General features: G+C 41.4%; 19 protein-coding genes. 9 read left to right on the top strand and 10 right to left on the bottom strand.

All coding sequences use genetic code 11. From position 1 onward, the window contains the following. Nucleotides 1–17 precede the first annotated feature (17 nt). Nucleotides 18–1,139 (top strand): oxidoreductase, encoded by a 1,122-nt coding sequence (locus AS141_RS21460; RefSeq protein WP_057939765.1) that lies wholly within the window; start codon nt 18–20, stop codon nt 1,137–1,139. A 254-nt stretch (nt 1,140–1,393) separates the two neighbouring features. On the opposite strand, the gene AS141_RS21455 is transcribed toward AS141_RS21460, so the two are convergent. Further along, nucleotides 1,394–1,759: a winged helix-turn-helix transcriptional regulator gene (locus AS141_RS21455; protein ID WP_057939764.1), complete on the bottom strand. Its 366-nt coding sequence runs from the start codon at nt 1,757–1,759 to the stop codon at nt 1,394–1,396. 507 nt (nt 1,760–2,266) lie between these two features. On the opposite strand from AS141_RS21455, the gene AS141_RS21450 reads away from it, so the two are divergent. The 4 genes from AS141_RS21450 to AS141_RS21435 all read left to right on the top strand — a co-directional run bounded on the left by AS141_RS21450 (nt 2,267) and on the right by AS141_RS21435 (nt 5,557). Next, on the top strand, nt 2,267–3,007 hold the full coding sequence (locus AS141_RS21450) for a 3-oxoacyl-ACP reductase family protein (protein ID WP_057939763.1): 741 nt from the start codon (nt 2,267–2,269) through the stop codon (nt 3,005–3,007). 256 nt (nt 3,008–3,263) lie between these two features. Then, nucleotides 3,264–3,995 carry a helix-turn-helix domain-containing protein gene (locus AS141_RS21445; RefSeq protein ID WP_232424980.1) on the top strand — a complete coding sequence of 244 codons (732 nt, stop codon included), beginning with the start codon at nt 3,264–3,266 and terminating at the stop codon, nt 3,993–3,995. A gap of 153 nt (nt 3,996–4,148) precedes the next feature. After that, nucleotides 4,149–4,502 carry a cupin domain-containing protein gene (locus AS141_RS21440; RefSeq protein ID WP_057939761.1) on the top strand — a complete coding sequence of 118 codons (354 nt, stop codon included), beginning with the start codon at nt 4,149–4,151 and terminating at the stop codon, nt 4,500–4,502. A gap of 299 nt (nt 4,503–4,801) precedes the next feature. After that, nucleotides 4,802–5,557, top strand: a complete 756-nt coding sequence (locus tag AS141_RS21435) for a DJ-1/PfpI family protein (protein ID WP_057939760.1) — start codon at nt 4,802–4,804, stop codon at nt 5,555–5,557. Nucleotides 5,558–5,773: 216 nt separating this feature from the next. Here AS141_RS21435 and AS141_RS21430 read toward each other — a convergent pair whose 3' ends face one another. From AS141_RS21430 to AS141_RS21420, 3 genes are all read right to left on the bottom strand, one after another. Continuing rightward, nucleotides 5,774–6,379, bottom strand: coding sequence for a DUF2911 domain-containing protein (locus AS141_RS21430; protein ID WP_057939759.1), 606 nt, complete (start codon nt 6,377–6,379; stop codon nt 5,774–5,776). 162 nt (nt 6,380–6,541) lie between these two features. Then, nucleotides 6,542–7,687 carry a geranylgeranyl reductase family protein gene (locus tag AS141_RS21425; protein ID WP_057939758.1) on the bottom strand — a complete coding sequence of 382 codons (1,146 nt, stop codon included), beginning with the start codon at nt 7,685–7,687 and terminating at the stop codon, nt 6,542–6,544. 142 nt (nt 7,688–7,829) lie between these two features. Then, complete coding sequence (locus AS141_RS21420; RefSeq protein ID WP_057939757.1) at nt 7,830–8,672, bottom strand: sugar phosphate isomerase/epimerase family protein; 843 nt, start codon at nt 8,670–8,672, stop codon at nt 7,830–7,832. An 87-nt stretch (nt 8,673–8,759) separates the two neighbouring features. Between AS141_RS21420 and AS141_RS21415 the strand changes: the two genes are divergently transcribed. The 3 genes from AS141_RS21415 (at nt 8,760) to AS141_RS21405 (ending at nt 11,642) form a co-directional block, all read left to right on the top strand. Next, nucleotides 8,760–9,803 carry a 6-bladed beta-propeller gene (locus AS141_RS21415; protein WP_057939756.1) on the top strand — a complete coding sequence of 348 codons (1,044 nt, stop codon included), beginning with the start codon at nt 8,760–8,762 and terminating at the stop codon, nt 9,801–9,803. Nucleotides 9,804–9,872: 69 nt separating this feature from the next. Further along, a complete protein-coding gene (locus tag AS141_RS21410) occupies nt 9,873–10,235 on the top strand; it encodes a VOC family protein (RefSeq protein ID WP_057939848.1) in 363 nt (120 codons plus the stop codon). A 99-nt stretch (nt 10,236–10,334) separates the two neighbouring features. Continuing rightward, the gene (locus tag AS141_RS21405; protein ID WP_057939755.1) at nt 10,335–11,642 is read left to right on the top strand and encodes a sensor histidine kinase; all 1,308 of its coding nucleotides are present in this window, start codon (nt 10,335–10,337) and stop codon (nt 11,640–11,642) included. Here AS141_RS21405 and AS141_RS21400 read toward each other — a convergent pair. The 6 genes from AS141_RS21400 to AS141_RS21375 all read right to left on the bottom strand — a co-directional run bounded on the left by AS141_RS21400 (nt 11,639) and on the right by AS141_RS21375 (nt 18,992). Next, nucleotides 11,639–12,199, bottom strand: coding sequence for a LutC/YkgG family protein (locus AS141_RS21400; RefSeq protein ID WP_057939754.1), 561 nt, complete (start codon nt 12,197–12,199; stop codon nt 11,639–11,641). The genes AS141_RS21405 and AS141_RS21400 overlap by 4 nt on opposite strands. Continuing rightward, nucleotides 12,196–13,554 (bottom strand): lactate utilization protein B, encoded by a 1,359-nt coding sequence (locus AS141_RS21395; protein WP_057939753.1) that lies wholly within the window; start codon nt 13,552–13,554, stop codon nt 12,196–12,198. Before AS141_RS21395 ends, AS141_RS21400 begins: the two co-directional genes overlap by 4 nt. Beyond that, a complete protein-coding gene (locus tag AS141_RS21390; RefSeq protein ID WP_057939847.1) occupies nt 13,551–14,309 on the bottom strand; it encodes a (Fe-S)-binding protein in 759 nt (252 codons plus the stop codon). The genes AS141_RS21395 and AS141_RS21390 overlap by 4 nt, the downstream gene beginning before the upstream one ends. A gap of 133 nt (nt 14,310–14,442) precedes the next feature. Then, the gene (locus AS141_RS21385) at nt 14,443–15,768 is read right to left on the bottom strand and encodes an FGGY-family carbohydrate kinase (RefSeq protein WP_057939752.1); all 1,326 of its coding nucleotides are present in this window, start codon (nt 15,766–15,768) and stop codon (nt 14,443–14,445) included. Between the two features lie 11 nt (nt 15,769–15,779). Continuing rightward, nucleotides 15,780–16,814, bottom strand: coding sequence for a GntR family transcriptional regulator (locus tag AS141_RS21380; RefSeq protein WP_057939751.1), 1,035 nt, complete (start codon nt 16,812–16,814; stop codon nt 15,780–15,782). 57 nt (nt 16,815–16,871) lie between these two features. Next, entirely contained in the window at nt 16,872–18,992 is a 2,121-nt protein-coding gene (locus AS141_RS21375; protein ID WP_057939750.1) for a bifunctional rhamnulose-1-phosphate aldolase/short-chain dehydrogenase, read from the bottom strand. Between the two features lie 808 nt (nt 18,993–19,800). On the opposite strand from AS141_RS21375, the gene AS141_RS21370 reads away from it, so the two are divergent. Beyond that, entirely contained in the window at nt 19,801–21,078 is a 1,278-nt protein-coding gene (locus AS141_RS21370; protein WP_057939749.1) for a hypothetical protein, read from the top strand. The last annotated feature ends 29 nt before the right edge of the window (nt 21,079–21,107 follow it).

Genomic DNA, 21,107 nt, shown 5'->3' with positions numbered 1-21,107 from the left:
CAAATAAATTCAATGCCATGTCAACAAACAGCTTATTTAATCAAATCCAATTACAAGAGCATAAGCTCTGCAACCGCTTGGCGGTTGCTCCTATGACCAGAAGAAGTGCCACCTCTGAGGGGGTTCCTACCCGAGCGATGATAGACTACTACCAAGCCTTTGCCAGTGGGGGCTTCAGCTTAATAATCACTGAAGGCATTTATACCGACAATCTCTTTAGCCAAACTGACCTCAATCAACCGGGCCTGGTAAATCAGGAACAACTAGAGGGGTGGAAAAAAGTGGTCGCCGGAGTCCATAAATCAAATGCACTGATCATCGGCCAATTGATGCACGGAGGGTCGCTATCGCAATGCCGCGCAAAAACCATTGCTCCTTCTGCAATTCAGCCCAAAGGGCTGAGAGCTACCGAAAAAGGTGGGTTGACAGGGCCATTCCCGATCCCCAAAGAAATGTCTGAGGAAGATTTGGCAGAAGTCAAGAAGGGCTATGTCCAAGCAGCTCTGTTAGCTACCAAAGCTGGATTTGATGGAGTGGAGCTGCATTCCGCCAATGGGTATTTATTTGATCAGTTTCTCACCCCGCACACCAATTTACGGACTGACATGTATGGAGGTAATACCTATAACCGCCTGAGATTTCTGATGGAAGTTTACACTGCTGTGAAAGAAGCGGTGCCCCAAAAGTTTATAGTAGGCATCAGACTATCGGAAAGCAAAGTAAACGATCTCACGTATCGATGGCCGGGTGGGTCTACTACTGCAGTAGAAATATTTACCGTTCTAAAAGAACTGCATGCGGATTACCTCCATATCGCAGCTGAGGGAGGGAATTGGGCGAGGGAATGCCTGTATGGGGACGGAAGCTCTTCCAGTGGCCTTGCAAAAAAAATAGCGGGTGTACCCGTTATCGCCAATGGGGGGCTGCATGACATACAAATTGCAGAATCACTGATTGAAAGCCAACAGGCAGACCTGATTTCCATAGGTAGGGCAGCATTGGCCAACCCGGATTGGCCTCATCGGATAGCAGCAGGGAAACCACTGATCCCATTCTTTAAGGAACTGATTAAACCAAGCCTCACTTTACAGCATACTCAAAGAGTACTTGAAGAACAAAAAAGGGAATTTTCTCAATAGCGATGTGTTTCTGTGATGCCTATTCAAGTCAAGGCCGATTAAGGATGTGAAATTCTTAATTTAGCCTACTAAGACTTCCTAATCCTGCTCTACTCGAGTCAATACAGTAGAGCAGGAATTAATTCCCAAGCGTTATTGGATGCAATACGAACATCTCACTCAACAAAAGAGATTCTTTTTATTTAATTCCTTATATCTTCGCAGTACGACTTTAATAGTTTTAGAAATCCCCTTGCTTAGCAGGGGGTCATGTGCTAGCGGTGATGATGTCCATCGCTGCGTTGAAGAATACCCCACTGGGAAAGTTCTCTAAGAATTTTTTCAGTAGACCGGCCTTTATCGGTCAGTTCATATTCCACCTTCGGAGGGACTTCGGCAAATACTGTGCGGTTCACCAGACCATCAGTTTCAAGCTCACGCAATTGGGCGACCAGCATACGTTCAGAAATACCCTCTATCGATTTTAGCAGTTCATTGTATCGTTGTTTTGCATCCAGCAGACTGAACAAAATTGTCGGTTTCCACCGGCCTCCGATAAGGGACAACGCATATACTACTCCACAATTTTTGATTTGGTTGGCTTCATTTATGGAGTTGGTTGAATTTTCCTTTTTCCGCATACTTACTTTTTTGTTAGTAGTTAACAATTTGCGTGTTGTCTGCAAAACTACGCTGCATGAATTAGGTTTGCAAACACGAAATCGAGCATGACTCCAGCGTCACACATTGGGATGATTATAATCCATGCGAGATTCCATATGGCCTTTAAAAGACAAATTATAATCATATGAAATCGAGCATGACGAAAACGTCACACACTGGGATGATTATAATGCATGCGAGATTCCATATGGCCCTTAAAAGACAAATTATAATCATATGAAATCGATACGATTAAAATCATCATTAAAACATACAGGGCAATGATTATTTTGATCGTCAAAGATTCCATCTGACCATTTAAAACAATTATAAACAGATGAAATCGAGCATGTCGAAAACGACACACACTGGGATGATTATAATCCATGCGAGATTCCATATGACCCTAAAAGACAAATTATAATCATATGAAACCAAGCCTGGCGGGGGCAGGCAGGTCTGACAGTTAAAAATCAAATTATACTATGAAAACATTAGAAAATAAAGTAGCATTGATTACAGGGGGAAGCCGGGGAATTGGTGCGGCCATCGCAAGAAAACTCGCAGCCGAAGGAGCGAAAGTATCGATCACCTATCAGAACAATGCTGAGATGGCAAGGCAATTAGTTGATGAGATCAATTCAGCGGGCGGCTACGCGGTAGCTTTCCAGGCAGATTCAGGTTTAGCTGAACAAGCCATTGCTGCAGTTCGATTTACTGTCGAGCATTTTGGGGGCTTGGACATTTTAGTGAACAATGCCGGAATAGCTGTATACAATCACATTTCCAAACTTAGTTTAGAGCAATATGACCGTGTGATGGCAGTTAATGTCAAGGGCGTTTTTGCGACGGTGCAGGCTGCAGTCACCCATCTAAAGTATGGTGGAAGAATAATAACCATTGGAAGCTGCCAGGCAGATCGTATGCCAGACACAGGGGGAAGCTTGTATGCTATGAGTAAGTCAGCGCTTATAGGGTTGACAAAAGGACTTGCCAGAGATCTTGGGCCATTTGGCATAACTGCAAATCTCATTCAGCCAGGCCCTGTGGACACAGATATGAATCCAGCCGATAGCGAGCATGCGGGAGGGCAGCTGGAGCTAATGGCGCAAAATAGCTTCGGAAGACCAGAAGATATTGCCTCTATGGTGGCGTTTGTTGCCGGATCTGAGGCCCACTTTGTAACAGGTGCATCCCTTACAATTGATGGAGGTACCAATTGTTAACTTTAAACCTATATCAAATGCTTGCCGGGATCCCACAGGTATTTGATGTAGGATTTTACTAACATTTCCATATTGTTGCCAACTTTGTAGGCAGAGTTGCATGACCTGCCAATTCCTCAGTAACAAAATTAGTATGTTGGCGTATTAAAGGTGCAACCGAAACGGCGTCCATTTTAATTGAAACATTAATCAATACTTTCTCTTGGTAAAGGTCTTTCGTTTATCCGAAACTGATTTAGTTGAACCTAGACGGATCATGAAATATGTCTTGATCTGGTGCGCAGAGGGTGATCTTATTGTTCAGATTGATGGGAATGATTTCAAGCTTACAAAACATGAGGTGGTAACGATCACTTCAGGGCAAATTCATTTTATCAAAGAAAATAGGGATATGGGAGGATATGTCCTTGAATTCATCTATGATTTCTTTTGTAAGAATGATAAGGATGTAGAGCTGATTTTTGAAAATGGCCTTTTCTGTCACTTCGATGAGAATCAAGTAATAGCCTTAAGCAATTTTAAAGCGGTGGCAGAGCAATTCAAACTCATCAATCAGGAACTGAAAGAGGAGCCTTATCAATATCTCACATCTGTGCATTCAAGAATTGAGTTGATTTTGGTGGAGATCAACCGGTCAAAGATCTGCCGCGGAGACGAAATATGGAAACCGGATGCGTTACTACTTAAATTTCTAGAGCTGGTAAGAAGCAGTTTTAATTCTACCTATACGTTAGCGCAGTATGCGGAAAAGCTGAAAACCACCGAACAAAAATTAAATGACCAGGCCAAAATGCATACAGGAAAAACTGCTCAGATGGTCGTTTATGGCTTGATCGCCTCGGAAGCTAAAAGACTTCTGATTTATGAAAACTTAAGTGTGAAAGAGATTGCTTTTCAGCTCGGATTTAAAGATCCTTTCTACTTTTCAAACTTCTTCAAGAAACACATCGGAGTATCCCCAAAAGTCTATAGAGAACAAGTAGGCTAAATCTTACATGCTTTTTCCGGAATCCTCTATTTCGAAAGGATGAAATACTGTGGAGTTTTGCATAGGATGTTTCATCACATGGCTGGGAGCTTATATAGCAAGGCAGTGTGGGGATTCAATTAAAACTGATTTATAAACTTAAAATTTAATGACATGAGCACGGATATTCATGATTACATCGTTCAGACATCTTCCACCAAATGGTCACCTCTGGTAGAGGAAGGAGTAGATTGTACAGATATTAGTTGGATGCCCCTAAGATTTGATGAAGAAGGCAAAAGACCGTTAACTTTTCTTTTGAAGTTCGAACCCGGTTCGAAGTATCCTTATCACAATCATCCCGGAGGTGAAGAAATACTGGTACTTGAAGGAGGATGCGAAATTGAAGGAACGACATTCCGGCAGGGTGACTATTTATACACCCCGGCAAATTTTAAACATGCGGTTAGATCTAAGCAGGGCTGTACACTTTTTTTAATGGTTCCGCAAGAAGTCCAGATCCTTTGAAAGAGAATGGAACTGTAATTGAATAGTGCACATGCCTCAAAGAGATTGCCGGAAATTGATTTCCAAAACCGACACTATTATTTTAACAGAGGTATGTGTCTTAGCTTAATGTTGGCTTTGACTTGTCCCTTTTATAGGAAAATAGGTCACCAAAATGCATCAATATGCTGGTTTCTAGCTGAACAAGTTATCGAAGATTAATAAGCTCTATTTGTGAATTTTACTTAAACTTGGATATAGATGATTCAGACATAGACAAACTCGCAATGCACCTTGGAACTACTAAAAAATAAGAGAAAATGAAAAAACAGATAATTATTTCAATGCTGGTCCTGGTATCAATTTTATGCGGTTGCTCTACCGACAAGCCAAAGGAAAATATCGATGCACTAAGTGCAGACAAAACGCTGACTGCAGGTGATACACTGACAAAACACCTAAAACCTTTCGATGCAAAATTACCGACTATAGGTCTGTTAATGTATAACGGGGTGCTCCAAAGTGAAGTGATAGCTACCTCGGATGTTTTTTCCAAACTGACTGAAGAAGGGAAGCAGCTTTTTAATGTGATTACAATAGCTGAAGGGGAGGATCCGATTACTACGGAAGAGGGGATGAAGTTTGTCCCGGATTATACATTCAAGAACTGTCCGAAATTAGAAGCTCTGTTTGTTCCGAGTGCATATGATATGTACGCTCAGGTGCACAATCCGGCAATTATTGATTTTATAAGGAAAAAAAACAAAGAAACCATGTATACGGTGAGTAATTGCGCCGGAGCTCAATTGATAGGAGAATCCGGAATTGCAGATGGTAAGAAAATAGTGACTTGGATAGGTGGAGGCAAACAGCTTCAGCTCGATTATCCAAACCTTAACGTGCAGGATGACAGCTTGGTGACTTTTGTGGAAGATGGTAAGTTTTTTTCTTCCAATGGAAATTTGGCAAGTTACATTTCAGCTTTGGAGCTTTTGGAGAGAATGACCAGTCCGGAACATAGAAAGTTTGTCGAAAGTTATTTGTATCTGGACAGGCTGCAAAATTGGAACAAATAGATAATCAATTAGGTCCTAGATTGAAATGCTATACCCGAGCAATTAAGATATTTTCTTTTTTTACGCGTTATGCATGCTTAGAAAGGTATGTATCCTCAAAAATCTTACGGAGCTAATTGCAATATGCTCACTACAATTTAAAAGGAAAGCGAATAACTAAAACTAAAAAAGCCCGGATCAACCCCGGGCTTTGGTACTTTTTTGACTATAATAATTTTAGAATATGCCTTTGAATTGCTCCAATTTTTGATCTACCTGGGTATCTACCATGAAGGTAAGCATCACATCTGCCCACATAAAAGTAATTGAAGCTACTTTGTTGTCCTCGGCAGAAATGAAGTACGCCAGTCTCTCAAATGTCTCAGGAGAAGCAATAGGGGCTGTCTTGATCGCTATCGCATCATCTTTGGCCAAAGCTTCTTCATCCACCTTGCCGTCTTTCATGTAGTCATAAATTGCGTTTGCTTTGCTGTTCAGATGAATAGTCCAATCACCTGATTCCTGTGGGGTGATGAATAGGGAATATTTGCCTGCTGCCAGGTTTTTACCAGCTATACTGACAGGTGTACTGAACGCAATAATTGTTGGATTATTTGCGCCGGCCCTCCAGGTAGTTCCATATTTTTCCAATTCTCCAAATACTTTTCTCCCTTTTACCGCAGGAGAGGAGTAATCAATGCTGATTTTAGTGAAACCTACATTTTGAGAAACATATGCTGAGGGACTTGGTGCCGGAGCCTGCAGCTGAGCAAAAGAAATTGTGGAAACCGAGAAAAAGAAAATAAGGGCAAATGCCGATAAAAAGAGTTTGTTGTTTTGCATATGTATGTAAATTGTTTTTGGAATTTATAATAAAGCTAAGCTAAATCAAATTTTGTAAAGGATTGATAGGAAGAATTCTAAATGTATACTTCTCTGCACTCCTTTTTGATGATATGCCTGGTTGATGAAATTGTATTAAAGTCAATATTCACGAAACTATGTTTATATCAGTGATCTTTTAGCCTCATTGATTTTATTTTTAAAGCTTTTCATAAAGTCTTTCGGATAGCTTCTGTTGCCAATAAATAAATCGGTCATCCGGGAGACAATTTGTTCACCGTACTTTTTCAAAATCAGATTACGGATGATTCTATGGCTATAAAACCACTTTGAAGCTATTTGTGCAGTTTTAAGCTCCGGCAGCAAATCTTTTTCAAGGTTTTGCTCATAAAGTGCCCCGGCTTTATCCGGATCCAAACCAGACTCAATAATCGCTTCAGCAGCCATTTCGCCACTTAATAAGGCATTGGAAATCCCCTCTGCTGTCACTGGATCTGCAAAGCCTGCCGCATCTCCGATCAGGAAAACATTCTTTCTATAAAAGCCATCGGTACGGGGAGAGATGGGAATCTGGAACCCGTGGGCTTTTTCACTTAGGATTTCTTTGATACCAAGCTTTTCTACATACTTTTTGTAATATTCTTTGAGATCAATCCTCTCCCTACGGGTAGAAGCTATACCCAGAGATAGGTGGTTTTTTTTTGGAAAACTCCACGCGTAACCATGTGGAACACTATCCATATCAAACCGGACTTCTTTGGATAGGCGTTCGAAATCCTCTGGATTAACTTCCACTTCATATTCCAAAGCGGGTATAAGATTCCGGGTCTCATTCCATCCGGTTATTTTAGCTGTTGGGCTTAGAGCGCCGTCTGCTGCGATGATCATTTTGGCATGTATATCCCCCTGGCTTGTATGGAGGACAGGGATTTTTCCAAAGGTGATGTCTGTGAGTTTATGCCCTTCTTTTAGCTGAGCTCCAAGTTCTTTCGCTTTTTGGATAATAAAACTGTCGAATCCGTCCCTCATTACCATACTTATCACAGGAACATCACGCTCGGTACTAAGAACTTTTTGCTCACCTTCCAGGTGGATTTTGATTAAAAAGAACTCGCGCTCTACAATTGCAGAGATATCAAACGGTAACTTTCGTCGAGCACGGAAAACCAAACCTCCCCCGCAGGTTTTGTACCTAGGTAAAGTTTCCTTTTCAATAATAACCGTGGACACACCTTTTTTTGCCAAATAATATGCAGCCATGGCACCTGCTGGACCACTACCTATTACCGCTACATCATAATAACCCATACACTGAAAAGAGATTCTTTGTTAAACGTGATTGTAAAGAAAATACAAAATAGGGGGAATGCTCCCGATTTTAGTAATTGCTACACTTTTAGTTATTCAACTGGTTGAAGATGAGGTTGATGTAGAATGGTTAGAATTGTGCTTACTTGTTTTTCTCCAATTCCCTGTTGATAAAAGCTACACTCAAGGGGATCTGTGTCACAGATCTCGAACTTTCATCTTCAATGGTCAAGTAGTCAGTTCCTTGTTTTTGCGCCTCCTTGATTATACCGGCAATAGCTATGTCTCCTGTACCCAACACTACATTTGTTTCTACGTCACCGTGACCATCCTTTGATCCTGGAGTTCCTTTTCTACGGTCCTTCAGATGTAGAATGGGGAATTTTCCAGGGTATTTTTTCATAATAGCCAAAGGATCCCCACCGCCCATTTTTATCCAGAAAACATCGAGATTGAAACCAAAATTTTTGGCATTTTCAAGCATGTAATCTAGTACAACTCCTTTTCCTTCCTTTTCAAATTCATAGCCATGCGGGTGATAAAGAAAAGTGATCCCTTCCTTTTTCATTTCTTCACCAACAGCATTGAAAAGCGCAGTAGCAATTTTGATCTCCTCGATGGAAATAGGCCCATCAGTATGGGGGATCCAATAGCAAGTGGCATATTTTGCCCCATAGTTCTTTGCCTGATCAATTATGGGTGTCAAATCTTTGGTAAGTTGATTATAATCAGCTCCTACGCCAATGACACGTAGCTTATTGTCTGCGAGAAGTTTGGCGTACTCATCATTGGTCATTCCGTATTCCCCGCCACCTTCCAGTGCTGAGATTCCCCATTCCGAAATGAGCTGGTGATACTTTATAGGGTCTACTTTCATTTCATTGCGGAGAGAATAAAGCTGCAGTGCTATTTCTTGTGCTTGGAGTTTCAGAAGTGGGAATGCCAAAAACAGTAAGAGTAAGTGTAGCTTGACGAGAGTTTTCATGCTTGGTTGATTTTAGGTTTGATCTAAAATATGGATAATTCTTCAGTTTTCGATTGTAATCCTTAAATTGAAGTCTTGACTGTATCTATGAATTCGAACCGAAGAAAGTTTATCCAAAATACCTCCTTATTAGGACTTGCTATGTCTATTTCACCCGCTATTTCTTTTGCCCAAAACCGTGACAAGCTAATTGGGCACGGGAATTTCCAATATAAAATAGACTTGAAATGGGGTATGCTGGATCCTGCCAAAGTGCCGGTGAATAATTGCCATGAGATGGTAATGGACCGGAAAGGAAGGATGATTATGGTGACTGACGAGCCTAAGAACAATGTTATAGTCTACGATCAATCGGGTAAATTTCTTAATTCCTGGACGCTGGGAATGGATCGTGCGCATGGGTTGACTCTGGTAGATGAAGGTGATGCTGAATATCTCTGGATATCCGATAATGCGGGTAGGGTGGTAAAGACCACGCTTGACGGAGCTCAAGTGGCGGAAATAGCAGCGCCGGTAAAAGAAGGGATTTACAGTGAAAAAATGCCCTTTGTACCCACTGAAACTACTGTAGCCCCTAATGGAGATCTATATGTGGCGGATGGTTATGGTTCTCAGTTTTTTCTTCATTATGATAAAAACGGGAATTTTGTCCGGAAATTCGGTGGAAGTGGATCTGGCGATGCAGAGTTCAGTACGGCACATGGCATCACTGTAGATCAGCGTGGAGGGAAGGCTCCAACATTGCTTTGTACCTCTCGTGGCCATAATTCTTTTAAGCGGTTTACCCTTGATGGAGAATATCTAGAGACTATATTTTTACCTGGAGCATTTGTTTGCCGTCCGGTGATTCATGGAGAAAATTTATATGCTGGAGTATGTTGGTCTAGACTGAGATATTTGGAGCAGACACCTGATTCCGGATTTGTGACTATTTTGGATAAAGACAACAAGGTAGTTTCGAATCCTGGGGGTACAGCCCCTGAATATAGAAATGGTGAATTACAATTGATGGTGCAGTCCGAAGCAATCTTTAAGCATTGTCATGATGTGTGCATCGATCAGGATGAGAACATTTATGTCTGCCAATGGAATGCAGGAAAAACTTATCCCATAAAACTCACAAGAGTTTGATCTTTTACTACTGATTTTCTGAATGTATCGTTAAATTTGAGATTGTAATTATTAAAAATGCAATTTGTCATGAGCGATATGTCGATAAGCTGGTTTGAAATTCCTGTTACAAACATGGACCGGGCTATAGACTTTTATCAGCAAGTTTTCGACTGTGAACTTCAGAAAATTGATTTGGGGGATTTTCAGTTGACCCGGTTTCCTGGAGTTGGTGGAAGCTTGGTATTGCATAAGGACTTCTATCAGCCAAGTAATACTGCGGGTCCCTTACTCTATTTTTCTTCCGATGATGTTTCCATCGAGCTGGCAAAAGTAGAAGCGGCCGGCGGTATAGTTCAACTTCCTAAAAGGAAGATCTCATCAGAATTCGGTTATATGGGGGTGTTCTTGGATTCTGAAGGGAACCGCATTGCCCTTCATTCCAAGGAATAGTATTCCAGGATGTAGAAGTTGGATTTTTGCCCTTACTATGCGTACTCGGGAGAATTGGGGGGCTGCATTGATAGTTTGATTTTCATTTAGTTGTTTTTTATGTTGCTGACCAAAGGCTTAAGGGTTTCTGAAGATAATGTTACTAATCTGGAATATATCCAGAGGCGAATAGCAATGATATTTGCGCTTTTAGCTTTCGCTTTATTATTGCTGTTGGGAATTTCAGATGTGTTTTTGGGAATGTCCCCTGTGATTGTTTGGGTGAAAATAGGACTTTCCTTCCCTTTTTTGGGGGCTTATTTTTTAGTTTCTAGATATGGGAAGATCCAGGTTACGTTAAATATTCTGCTGCTGCTTGCTCATATAGTAATCTGCTTCAATTTCCTTTATAATGACGGAAATGACGGGCCTACAATTTATGCTTTTTTTCTGATGTTGGTCGTTTCTTCTTTGTTGATTCGCGGTTGGCAGAAGGTTGCTTGGTTTATTGGCTCGTTAGCAATGTTCTTTTTCCTGTTTTATGCAGAGGTTCAGGGATATATAGAGGTTGTTAATTATTATAATGGGGCACAAAATCAATTTTATGACCATACAGTCACCATACTTTGGATAAGCATTTTTGTATTTACAGTGCTTCATTTTTTCCTAAAAAGCTATCAAAATCAAAACCAGGTACTGAATGCAATCAAGCTGCGACAGGAGCAAACACTGGAGGAAGTGAAAATGCTGAATGACCAAAAAAACCGATTGATTGCTATTCTTTCCCACGATCTAAAAAATCCTATCGGAATGCTAAATATGACACTTGATATGATTGATAAGGATTTTTTCGAACCTGGAGAAATGGAACAGATACTCAGGAATTTGAAAGGACAAAGTTTTCATTTAAATAAAGTGCTGAACAATACCTTGAGCTGGGTAATGACTGAGCTGGAGGATAGGCCTGTTCAACTCCATCAGATTAGCTTGACAGAACTGACACTGGAGATGAAGGAGATGATGTTGGTCCAGGCTACTGAGAAAAATCAGGAGATTGAGGTTAGTATAGAGGGAGAGGACCAGAATATTTCTTTAGAGATCAATGAGATTAAGATAATCCTGAAAAATCTGCTGGATAATGCAATTAAGTTTTCAGATCAGGATTCTATCATTGAACTAGGCTTAAGAATCGATAAAGATCAGCTGAGGTGGTCCGTTTCCAATAAGGGAGTGACCATTTCGCAGGCGGATCAGAAGGATTTGTTTGTTTTCAGGGCCAGGACTTCCTATGGTACAAAGAAAGAGAAAGGAACAGGGGTTGGCTTGCCCCTTTGCAAAAAAATAGCAGACAAAATAAAGTTTGATCTTAAATATAACAGTCGAAATGAGGGAAAGAACTGTTTTACCCTAACAAAGAAATTGAACTAAAGAATTACTACTCTCAGGCTTATGGCACCGTGGGCCCCCACCACCAAAGACTGCTCAATATCGGCAGTTTTGGAAGGACCGGCGATAAACACCCCAAAGCCTGATTTCGCCAATCCGATTCTCCGGTAGGCTTCGTGCATATTACCCACAATATTTTCCTTTTTGATCACGATCACCAAATGCGCGGTAATAAAAGGTAGGGCTCTCAAATCCAAATTGCTTTCATCCAGCCAAATTGCGGCATTCTCTGCCGAAGCAAACTGCCCTTCAAGGATTGCTAAATCCAGGTCAGCAAAATCAGTCGGATGCTGGGGGACTTGACAATTGGTGTGTCTTTCAAATGTGGGAGAGGAGCTGTATGTTTTTGAAAAGGCTGTTTCTGAAATCATCTGCTCCAGTTTTTCCTTACTTACTACCGCTCCTTTATTGGCTTCCAGAGAAATAGTGAAAGCTTCTACAAGATCAGGAGCAACGTCAAAGTCAGGGATTTCAGGAAGTGGCTTCTCTTCCAGGTTCAAGCCTTTGATCGCTGACAATATGGATGCTTTACTGCTCATTTTCGGTTCTTTTTGTACCAGGTTTTGAATGATTCTGCAGGTAAGTCGGGAAGATTCCTGCCTTTTCCCCAAGCATTAAGTGGGTTGTAAATGATGCTGTCTGGAAGTGTCTTCAATGAAGCCCGCATCAGTTGCCCGGAGATTTTGTAGGCCAGAGGGCTTTTAAAGATTCCATTTGCCATTTTCATGGACATTCCTTTTATAGAGGAACCTTGAGCTTTAGTGATTTCCTGTCTCCACTCGTAGAGTTGCTCGTGAATGTTGATTTTCACTGGGCAGACGTCTGAGCAGCTACCGCAAAGTGTGGAGGCAAATGGCAACGTGCTATATTTTTTTAGGTCTATTCCAGGGGAAAGTATAGAGCCAATCGGTCCGGGAACAGTACTTTCATAACTGAATCCCCCACTTCGGCGATAGATCGGGCAGGTGTTCATGCATGCTCCGCATCGAATACATTTTAGTGAATTCCTGAATTTTTCACGGGCAAGCTGCCTGGTCCGCCCATTGTTTACCAAGATCAGATGAAGTTCTTTTCCAGGTGATGGACTGCGAAAATGTGAATTGTAATTCGTGATGGATTGCCCGGTAGCTGATCTGGCTAAAAGCCTGAGGAAGACTCCGAGGTCTTTTCTGCGTGGGATCAATTTCTCGATTCCCATGCAGGCGATGTGTGTATCTGCCAGATGCACGCCCATATCGGCATTGCCTTCATTGGTGCAGACTACGAATTCTCCCGTTTCTGCGACTGCAAAATTAACTCCTGTAATAGCCACTTTCGCCTGAAGGAATTTTTCACGAAGGTGTAAGCGGGCTGCATGTGTAAGGTAGACAGGGTCTGTATTTCCTTTTTCGGTTTGGAGTTTTTGGTGGAAAATCTCAGAGATATCGGATTTTTTCAAGTGGATAGCCGGCATCACGATATGACTAGGTGGCTGCTTCAGGAACTGAATAATTCGCTCTCCCAAATCAGTATCTACGACTTCGATACCTTTTTCCTCCAGAAAGGGATTCAGATGACATTCTTCGGTCAGTATTGATTTACTTTTGACGATTGCCTTGCACTTCTTTTCATCAAGGATTCTCCCAATAATCTGATTGTGCTCTTCCGCATTATCCGCCCAATGGACTTTGATGCCATTTGCGGTAGCATTTTTTTCTAATTCTTCTAGGTAATAGCCAAGCTTAGAAAGTGTATGATCCTTGATTTGGGAGGCAAGTTCCCGCAGTTTTTCCCACTCAGGGATTTGATGGATAGTTGCATCACGCTTTTGGCGGACGATCCATAGCGTATCATCATGCCATTTTGCACGTTCTTTATTTTGCAGAAATAGGGTTGCATTCTCAGAATGACTCATGAGATTATCTGGTTTAGGATCTCTGCAAAATGCATCAGTCGGATTTTTTCGTTGTCGCGGCTGGCGATGCCCTGCATGTGCATAATACATGACATATCACCCCCTACAATGATTTCTACACCTTTATCTACATGATCTGCAATTCGGTCTTTTCCCATTTGGACTGAGATCGCTTCTTCGCTTACTGCGAAAGTACCTCCGAAACCACAGCATTCATCTTTTCTTGTCAGTTCTACCACTTCCAACCCCTCCAGATCTTTCATCAGTTGCAGCGTTTTATTGAATACGGGCTCATTTCTCTCAGAATCACTGGCAAGCCGTAGACCCCGCAGCCCATGACAGGATGCGTGAAAGCCGATCTTATGCGGAAAGCTGCCCTGAATCGAGTCAATTTTCAGCACGTCAGTGATAAATTCACTGAGTTCGTAAATGTGTGATTGCACGTATTCTTGGTTCTTTTGAAGCTTTTCTAATTTCGGAGAATGATCTTTCACATGCAGTACACAGCTGCCTGAAGGAGCCACGATATAGTCGAATTCTGCAAAATCACGGATGAATTTAGAAGTAGTTCCTACCGTGTCAGACTCGAAACCTGAGTTAGCCATTGGCTGCCCACAGCATGTTTGTCCGAGCGGATAGGTGACTTTACAGCCAAGTTTTTCCAGCAACTCTAAAGTTGCGATTGCTACATTTGGATAAAACTGATCAATATAGCAGGGGATAAACAGGCCAATATGCGGGGTGTGGGTTTTCATCCGGTTATAATGGATTTTCATTGGCCATCCCTATTGGTCGGGGAAGGTTATGGAATCTAGAATTCGTTATAATCATCTCATTATGTGGATCTTGAATCATTTACGGTTTCTTTGATGATGTAAATTAAACCATCTATTCCATTGATACCAGCATGGCTGCACCTAATGCTGAGCCATTTGGAAAATCACTTGGGATGATCGTTAATTCCGGAAGTTTTTTGCGCAGCATCTCTACAAAGATATCATTGGCATTAAAACCTCCATCTATGAATAACCTGCTGACATTAGCATTGTCAATGACCAGTTTGATGGCTGCAGTTTGCAGATCAGTAAGTTCATGGATAAATGTGTAATATGCTTCATTAAACTCTGAAAAACGTGACCAATCGTTTTCACTGGCTTGCTCTAACCCATAATCTTCAGGCTTGAGGTAATGAAAATGAATACGTTTATTTTTATGATCCCTTACTTTTTCAAAAAGAGTCGCATTGAATTTCAGTTTTTTGTACGTGCCAAGTGGCATTTGAAAATAGTCATAGAGCTTTTCTACCTGGTATTTGTGCTCTTCTCCAATGAATAGTCTGGAGATTTTGATAGGTTCGCCTCTGATGCTGAGAAACTGTAGACAGTCTCTTTTTAACTCTCTTTTTGTAAGCTTAGTTTTGTTAAAAGGGTTGATACAAATCGCCCAAGTACCGGTAGAAAGTAAGGCAAAGGGTTTCGTTTCTTGCTTGATGTATGGAAGCAAAGCTGCAGATGAATCATGTACCCCGATTCCACAGGGGATATTTCCAAGCTCTGGCTTGGTCTTCAATAGCGTATTACCCGGTACGATTGGTGGAAGTAACCTGCGTATACCTTCTCTATCTACCCAATCATGATAATCATTAGCGTCGTAATCCCAGAGACCCGTATGACATCCAATACTGGTGTAATCAGAGACCATTTCACCTGTGAACAGATAACTCAGGTACTGGGGGAAATGGAATGAGTGGGTGATTTTCTTGAAGAAATCCGGCTTGGAGTATTTGATGAAGTATAGCTGCAGACCGGAATTGAGCATTGCCAATGGGGGGGAGGAAGTAGCTCTGCAAAAGGTCATCTTTCCCCCATTTTCCTCATAAAACCTGCTTAATAAACCTTCAGGAAAAGGCTTCAGGTAATCATAAAGTGGGGTGACAGGAATGCCATTCCCATCAGTGTGCACGAAGGAAGCTCCATGGCAGGAGAAATTCAATCGCTTGATCTGAAAATCCGCGGATTTCATCGCTTCCTTGAAGGTTTCCAGCATCCATTCTTCGAGTGGAGCTAAAGGCTCACTTGGAAAATCATCCTCGTCCGGAATTGCATCCAGGCGAATGTAAGAACTGTGCACTTCGGTTAAATTTTCGTCAAAAAGGAAGAATTTTTTGTTGGTCTTCCCAATATCGAAAACAGCCGTTACTGGTATTTTACTCATACATTACGCTTTCAAAGCGATTTTCGGATGATCATTTTGAAAGGATTCTTGAGTGGAATTTTATCCTCTTCTCCCAAGATCTGATTTGCGATGGTAGTGCCCATTTCTATGAAATCAGTAGAAATAGTGGTAATCCCTTCTGCCAAAATCTCCTTAAGAGGGGTCTCATTGTAGGAAATGATTCCTATATCGGTACCTAATTGAAAACCCTGTTCTCGGGATTTTTTTACGATATTGGCAAGGTCTGTTTCTGCCATGACTATGAAAGAATCTCCTTCATAGAGCGGTTCATCATCGATCCCATCAAGAATGAGATTGTTGAAATTATGAAAAAAGCAAAAACGCTTAAATCCATCAATGATCTCAACAGGATACATATCTCCTTTAGGGAATACCAAAATCAACCTTGAGTATTTTCTAAGGTGGGTAATGCCTGATTCCAATGCTTCAAGGATATCCCGGGCAAAATCCTGATAAACTCCCGGGAATTCGTTTTCATGATTTTTCACGTCACGATCCATTATCAGGAGTTTATCTTTAGGGATTTGTTGGATCAGATCATAGCACGTTTCCGGATGATTGTTCTCATCAAAGAAATGTGGAGCTAACACATAATAATTATAGTGCCCCAAGTTTCGCTCCAACAGGTTTTGGAAAATCGTACGGTTATAATGGTGGATCTGAAGATCCACTGTCGCTTGATTTCCCAGAGTTTCTACGATAGAATAGTAGATGATTTTCTTATAAGAACTCAGCTTATTGAATATCAGTAAAACCTTCACTTTGTTAGCCATATTTGTAGAACTTACATAAAAACCTTTGCCTCTCACTGAAGAGATAATACCTCGGTCACGAAGCTCGTTGTAGGCTTTTTCTACAGTGTCACGAGAAAGGAGAAAATCGAAGCTCGTCTCATTGATAGAAGGGATTCTATCACCGATTTTGAGCTTTCCACTTTCCAAGTCATCAAGGATTAGATTGACTACTTGCATGTATTTTGGAGTTCTAGAATCTGTATGGATTCGTTCAGATTTGTCAACTAACATAGCATTTAGGGTTATTGTTGGGTAACTAAGGGTACTAGAGGTTTACTGATTCATGGTCTATCTTGGGAATGCAGCGGCTAATCCGCCATCAACATTGAGCATATTTCCGGTAGTTTTGCCGAGCTGGCCACTTACGAATACGAAAGCTGCGTTTGCGATATCACTGGTTTTTACACTTTCCTTTAATAAGGTACGGTTAGCATAAAACTGAGGCAAATCCTTCACTTCAATACCATAGGCTTTAGCCCGGTTTTCGGCCCATCCGCCTTCCCAGATGTTTGAGTTTTCGATCACTGCATCTGGATTTACGACATTGACTTTAATTTTGTCCTCGGCCAGTTCAGCAGCCATTAATCTGGACATGTGGAGTTGTGCTGCTTTGGCAGTCCCATAAGCCACATTTTTGGGGCCGGCTACCAAACCATTCTTACTTGCAATATTTACTATATCTCCACCATGACCTTGAAGTTTCATGATCTTAACCCCGGCTTTGGAGATATGGTATTGACCCATGACCAAGATATCATTCAATCTATCCCAGTCTTGATCGGAGTGATCTTCAAATGATTTACTGATAGAAATCCCAGCATTATTTACCATAATATCCACACCGCCAAATTGCAGACAAGTAGCTTCAATTGCAGCCGTTAAGCTTTTACCATCAGTCACATCCAGTTTCACTGCAAGGAAAGCGTCTTTTCCATATTTTTTCAAAAGTACCTCGCTAGTTTGCTGCAATCTGTCTCCATCGATATCAGTGACAACCACACAGGCCCCTTCTTGGATGTATTTCTCTACGATAGCCAATCCTATTCCTCCTGCGCTTCCTGTCACCAACGCTACTTTTCTGGAAAGTGGTTGCTCTTTTGGCATTCTTTGAAGCTTAGCTTCTTCCAGCAACCAATATTCTATATTGAATGCTTCCTGAAGCGGCAAGGAAACGTATTCAGAGACTGCTTCGGCACCCCGCATTACATTGATTGCATTGATGTAGAATTCACTTGCCACTCGGCTGGTCTGCTTGTTTTTTGCATAGCTGAACATTCCCACTCCTGGCCAGATGATGACCACCGGGTTTGGATCACGCATTGCAGGGCTATTGGCATGCTTATGCTTCTGGTAATAATCCGCATACATTTCCCGATAGCTTTGAAAAGCCACTTCCAGTTTTTCCTTTAAAGCAGAAAGATCAGCTAAGTCTGCATCTGCGGCAATATCCAAAACCAACGGAGAGATTTTTGTCCTCAAAAAGTGATCAGGACAACTGGTACCCATAGGAGCAAGTTTACCCAAATCATGACTGTTGATGAACTGAAGCACTTCCGGGGCATCAGTGAAGGTGCCTACCATCAGATTCTCAGAAGAGGCAAGGCCTCTTAAGAGAGGGGCAAGCTTGGCAGCCTGACTTTTTCTTTGATCCGGTGCGAGGGATTGTATTTTTTCACCTCCAAAAACGGGACGTTTTTTTCCGTAATTCTGAGCTAGATATTCTGAAGCAGTTTCTATTACTTCAAGGCTATTTATGTAGCATTCGTATGCAGTATCTCCCCAGGTGAACAGACCGTGACCACCGAGCATGATACCTCGGATTCCCGGATTATTGTCAAGTGCCTGTTTGAGCTGAAGTCCAAGATCGAATCCAGGTTTCTGCCATGGCACCCAAGCAATCTGACCTTTCCAAAGATCCTGGGTAATTTGCTCACCATCTTTTGCCGCTGCAATAGCAATCGCTGCATCAGGATGTAGGTGGTCTATGTGCTTAAAAGGTAAAAATGCGTGCAGAGGTGTATCGATTGAAGGTGCTTTAGATTTTAAATCGTAGATGCAGTGATTGAATAACTCTACCATTTCATCTTCAAAATCCAGACCTCTATAGATCCCTTTCAAAGCACGAAGTTTGTCTACATATAGACCGGCAAGCCCAGCCTTAGTCAGCGTTCCGATATCTCCGCCAGAACCCTTTACCCACATTACTTCTACCTGCTCATTGGTGAGAGGATCGGATTCATATGTTTTGCAGCTGGTATTTCCTCCACCATAATTGGTTATTCTAAGATCGGCTCCAAGTATATTAGAACGGTAAATAAGAAGATCAACTTCTTTGCCCTCAAGTTTGGATGCCACAGCATCATCCCAGAGGTAACTTACATGCTTAAAGTTTTGTGTTGTTATGCTCATTGCGTTTAGCAGATTGTTCTGATAGTGAATATGGGTGAAAAGATTGCCTCAGGTATCCTGTGCTGTCTTGAGTACCTATAGATTTTTAGTGATTTATCGGATTGTTAAAGGATGTAATGTTTTGTTTACATGGGTTTTATGGGTTTATATTCTTTGTTTATGGCTGTTGTTCGAAATTTAATTTGGATGTGATGTAAAAAATAAGGCTTTAGGAAAGATTACTTCTAGAAGCTTAGTGATTATTTTTTTTTGAGAGGTATTACATACTTATTTTAAGACCGTAATCTAAATAGTAATAATCAGAATCCATAAAAATCACCTGGGGAAGTATCCATGCAAAGTAGCTTCTTGCATCCTGATACATCATCTCCAAGTTAAGATATATGATTATCCGCAATGATTCTGTCGGGGTCAGAAAATTGAAATGGATGTCATTTTTTGGTTACTTGTTTGATTGACCAATTTCGGGGAACTTACCTCTATTAGGCATTCATTTTCAGCTGATATATTTCCTAGAGTTTTGTAGTAGCGTTATTTGGCTTAAATTGGCCTTGTCGATAGACTACAGATTCAGCTCGGAAGACGCTGATTTGTAATATCTTCCACTTATTTGTAGGTAGCTAGGTGGTCAGTGAGATGCAACTGGGTAAGTTTTATAAACCCACTTTACAGATTCGATGAGAGCTCGGGATAGAGAATCATTTGTTTTGATGTATGCTCTCCGGGTGGCCACTGCTGTCTTGAAAGCCTTTTAGGATGTCCCCTTTTTGAACAAAAAGCGTAATAAAGCAACAGTAATACAATAACAATGAGAATTACAGAAGACCAAATAGCATCATTTTCTTCCAACGACTTTCATGTCCGGTCTTTAGATCTTTTGCGTGAGCGGTTCTCAATTCAGAATGTAGATTTTGATCTGATCATACGTAAGATACAGGAGTTTCAGATTGCAATTCCAAGCGCAGCTTTGGGTAATGGAAGGGCAAGTAACAAAAGATCCAGAACAGGAGGAGAACCCAGGAATCTAAATGAAAAATTGGAAGATATTGGACTTTTGCAGCAGCTGACTTGCAAGACAAATTCAGTTTCTGTTTATATTCCTTGGGATATGCCTGAAAATTATCAAGAGGTAAAAGATTTGGCAAATGAACTGAATCTAAAGTTCGATACAATGAACAGTACGAGTTCTCAGGATCAAAATCAGAAGAAATATGCCAAATTGGGCTCGCTGGGTAATCCTAACAAAGCTATACGGGAAGAAGCCATTGCCCATAACATGGAAGTGATCACCATTGGCAAAAAACTTGGAAGCACAGGCTTGACGGTTTGGATGGCTGATGGAAGTAACTTTCCCGGTCAATCCAAATTTAGGAGCACACTTGGATGGACTGAGGAGTCACTTCGTGAAATCTACGAATTTATGCCCTCGGACTGGGACATGTTGTTGGAGTACAAGCCTTATGAGCCGAACTGTTATCATACTGTTGTGCCGGATTGGGGGACTTCTTCAATGCTTGCCAAAAGGCTGGGATCACGGGCCAAAGTACTGGTGGATTTGGGTTATCATTTACCCAAAACAAATATTGAACAGATAGTGGCTACGCTGATGCATCAAAATCTTCTCGCGGGCTTTCACTTTAATGACAGTAAATACGGTGCTGATGATATGAATCCGGGTAGCATTAAGCCATATCAGTTGTTTTTGATTTTTTGCGAGCTGATAAGCGGGGATCAGGATGGCGCTCAAAGTTGGGACAGTATTTCTTGGATGATTGATGCCAGTTATAATACCCAGGACCCATTGGTCGATTTAATCCAGGCTCTGGAAGCAATTACAATTGCTTATGCAAAAGCACTGCTGGTGGATAGAAAGAAGCTTCACGAATGTCAGCAGAATGGTGAAGGTTCCCAGGCACAGGAAATTCTTCAAATGGCCTATTTGACAGATGTGAGACCGTTGGTGAGTGAAGCGAGGGTTCGTTCCGGAGGTGCTGCTGAGCCATTGGAGGCCTATAGGATTTTGATGATCCGAAATAAATTGGTACATGAACGGGGGGTGAGAGCGTATAATTCTATTTATAGCTAGACTTTTTAGCCAGAAGTAAATCTTGTTAT

The sequence above is a fragment of the Algoriphagus resistens genome (assembly GCF_001442615.1).
GTDB lineage: Bacteria > Bacteroidota > Bacteroidia > Cytophagales > Cyclobacteriaceae > Algoriphagus > Algoriphagus resistens.
This window is presented reverse-complemented; position numbering and strand designations above follow the sequence as displayed.

Bases quoted from the DNA above. Each gene is read 5' to 3' on its own strand.
- AS141_RS21460 (WP_057939765.1), top strand. From the start codon at position 18: ATGTCAACAAACAGCTTATTTAATCAAATCCAATTACAAGAGCATAAG.
- AS141_RS21455 (WP_057939764.1), bottom strand. From the start codon at position 1,759: ATGCGGAAAAAGGAAAATTCAACCAACTCCATAAATGAAGCCAACCAA.
- AS141_RS21450 (WP_057939763.1), top strand. From the start codon at position 2,267: ATGAAAACATTAGAAAATAAAGTAGCATTGATTACAGGGGGAAGCCGG.
- AS141_RS21445 (WP_232424980.1), top strand. From the start codon at position 3,264: ATGAAATATGTCTTGATCTGGTGCGCAGAGGGTGATCTTATTGTTCAG.
- AS141_RS21440 (WP_057939761.1), top strand. From the start codon at position 4,149: ATGAGCACGGATATTCATGATTACATCGTTCAGACATCTTCCACCAAA.
- AS141_RS21435 (WP_057939760.1), top strand. From the start codon at position 4,802: ATGAAAAAACAGATAATTATTTCAATGCTGGTCCTGGTATCAATTTTA.
- AS141_RS21430 (WP_057939759.1), bottom strand. From the start codon at position 6,379: ATGCAAAACAACAAACTCTTTTTATCGGCATTTGCCCTTATTTTCTTT.
- AS141_RS21425 (WP_057939758.1), bottom strand. From the start codon at position 7,687: ATGGGTTATTATGATGTAGCGGTAATAGGTAGTGGTCCAGCAGGTGCC.
- AS141_RS21420 (WP_057939757.1), bottom strand. From the start codon at position 8,672: ATGAAAACTCTCGTCAAGCTACACTTACTCTTACTGTTTTTGGCATTC.
- AS141_RS21415 (WP_057939756.1), top strand. From the start codon at position 8,760: ATGAATTCGAACCGAAGAAAGTTTATCCAAAATACCTCCTTATTAGGA.
- AS141_RS21410 (WP_057939848.1), top strand. From the start codon at position 9,873: ATGAGCGATATGTCGATAAGCTGGTTTGAAATTCCTGTTACAAACATG.
- AS141_RS21405 (WP_057939755.1), top strand. From the start codon at position 10,335: ATGTTGCTGACCAAAGGCTTAAGGGTTTCTGAAGATAATGTTACTAAT.
- AS141_RS21400 (WP_057939754.1), bottom strand. From the start codon at position 12,199: ATGAGCAGTAAAGCATCCATATTGTCAGCGATCAAAGGCTTGAACCTG.
- AS141_RS21395 (WP_057939753.1), bottom strand. From the start codon at position 13,554: ATGAGTCATTCTGAGAATGCAACCCTATTTCTGCAAAATAAAGAACGT.
- AS141_RS21390 (WP_057939847.1), bottom strand. From the start codon at position 14,309: ATGAAAACCCACACCCCGCATATTGGCCTGTTTATCCCCTGCTATATT.
- AS141_RS21385 (WP_057939752.1), bottom strand. From the start codon at position 15,768: ATGAGTAAAATACCAGTAACGGCTGTTTTCGATATTGGGAAGACCAAC.
- AS141_RS21380 (WP_057939751.1), bottom strand. From the start codon at position 16,814: ATGTTAGTTGACAAATCTGAACGAATCCATACAGATTCTAGAACTCCA.
- AS141_RS21375 (WP_057939750.1), bottom strand. From the start codon at position 18,992: ATGAGCATAACAACACAAAACTTTAAGCATGTAAGTTACCTCTGGGAT.
- AS141_RS21370 (WP_057939749.1), top strand. From the start codon at position 19,801: ATGAGAATTACAGAAGACCAAATAGCATCATTTTCTTCCAACGACTTT.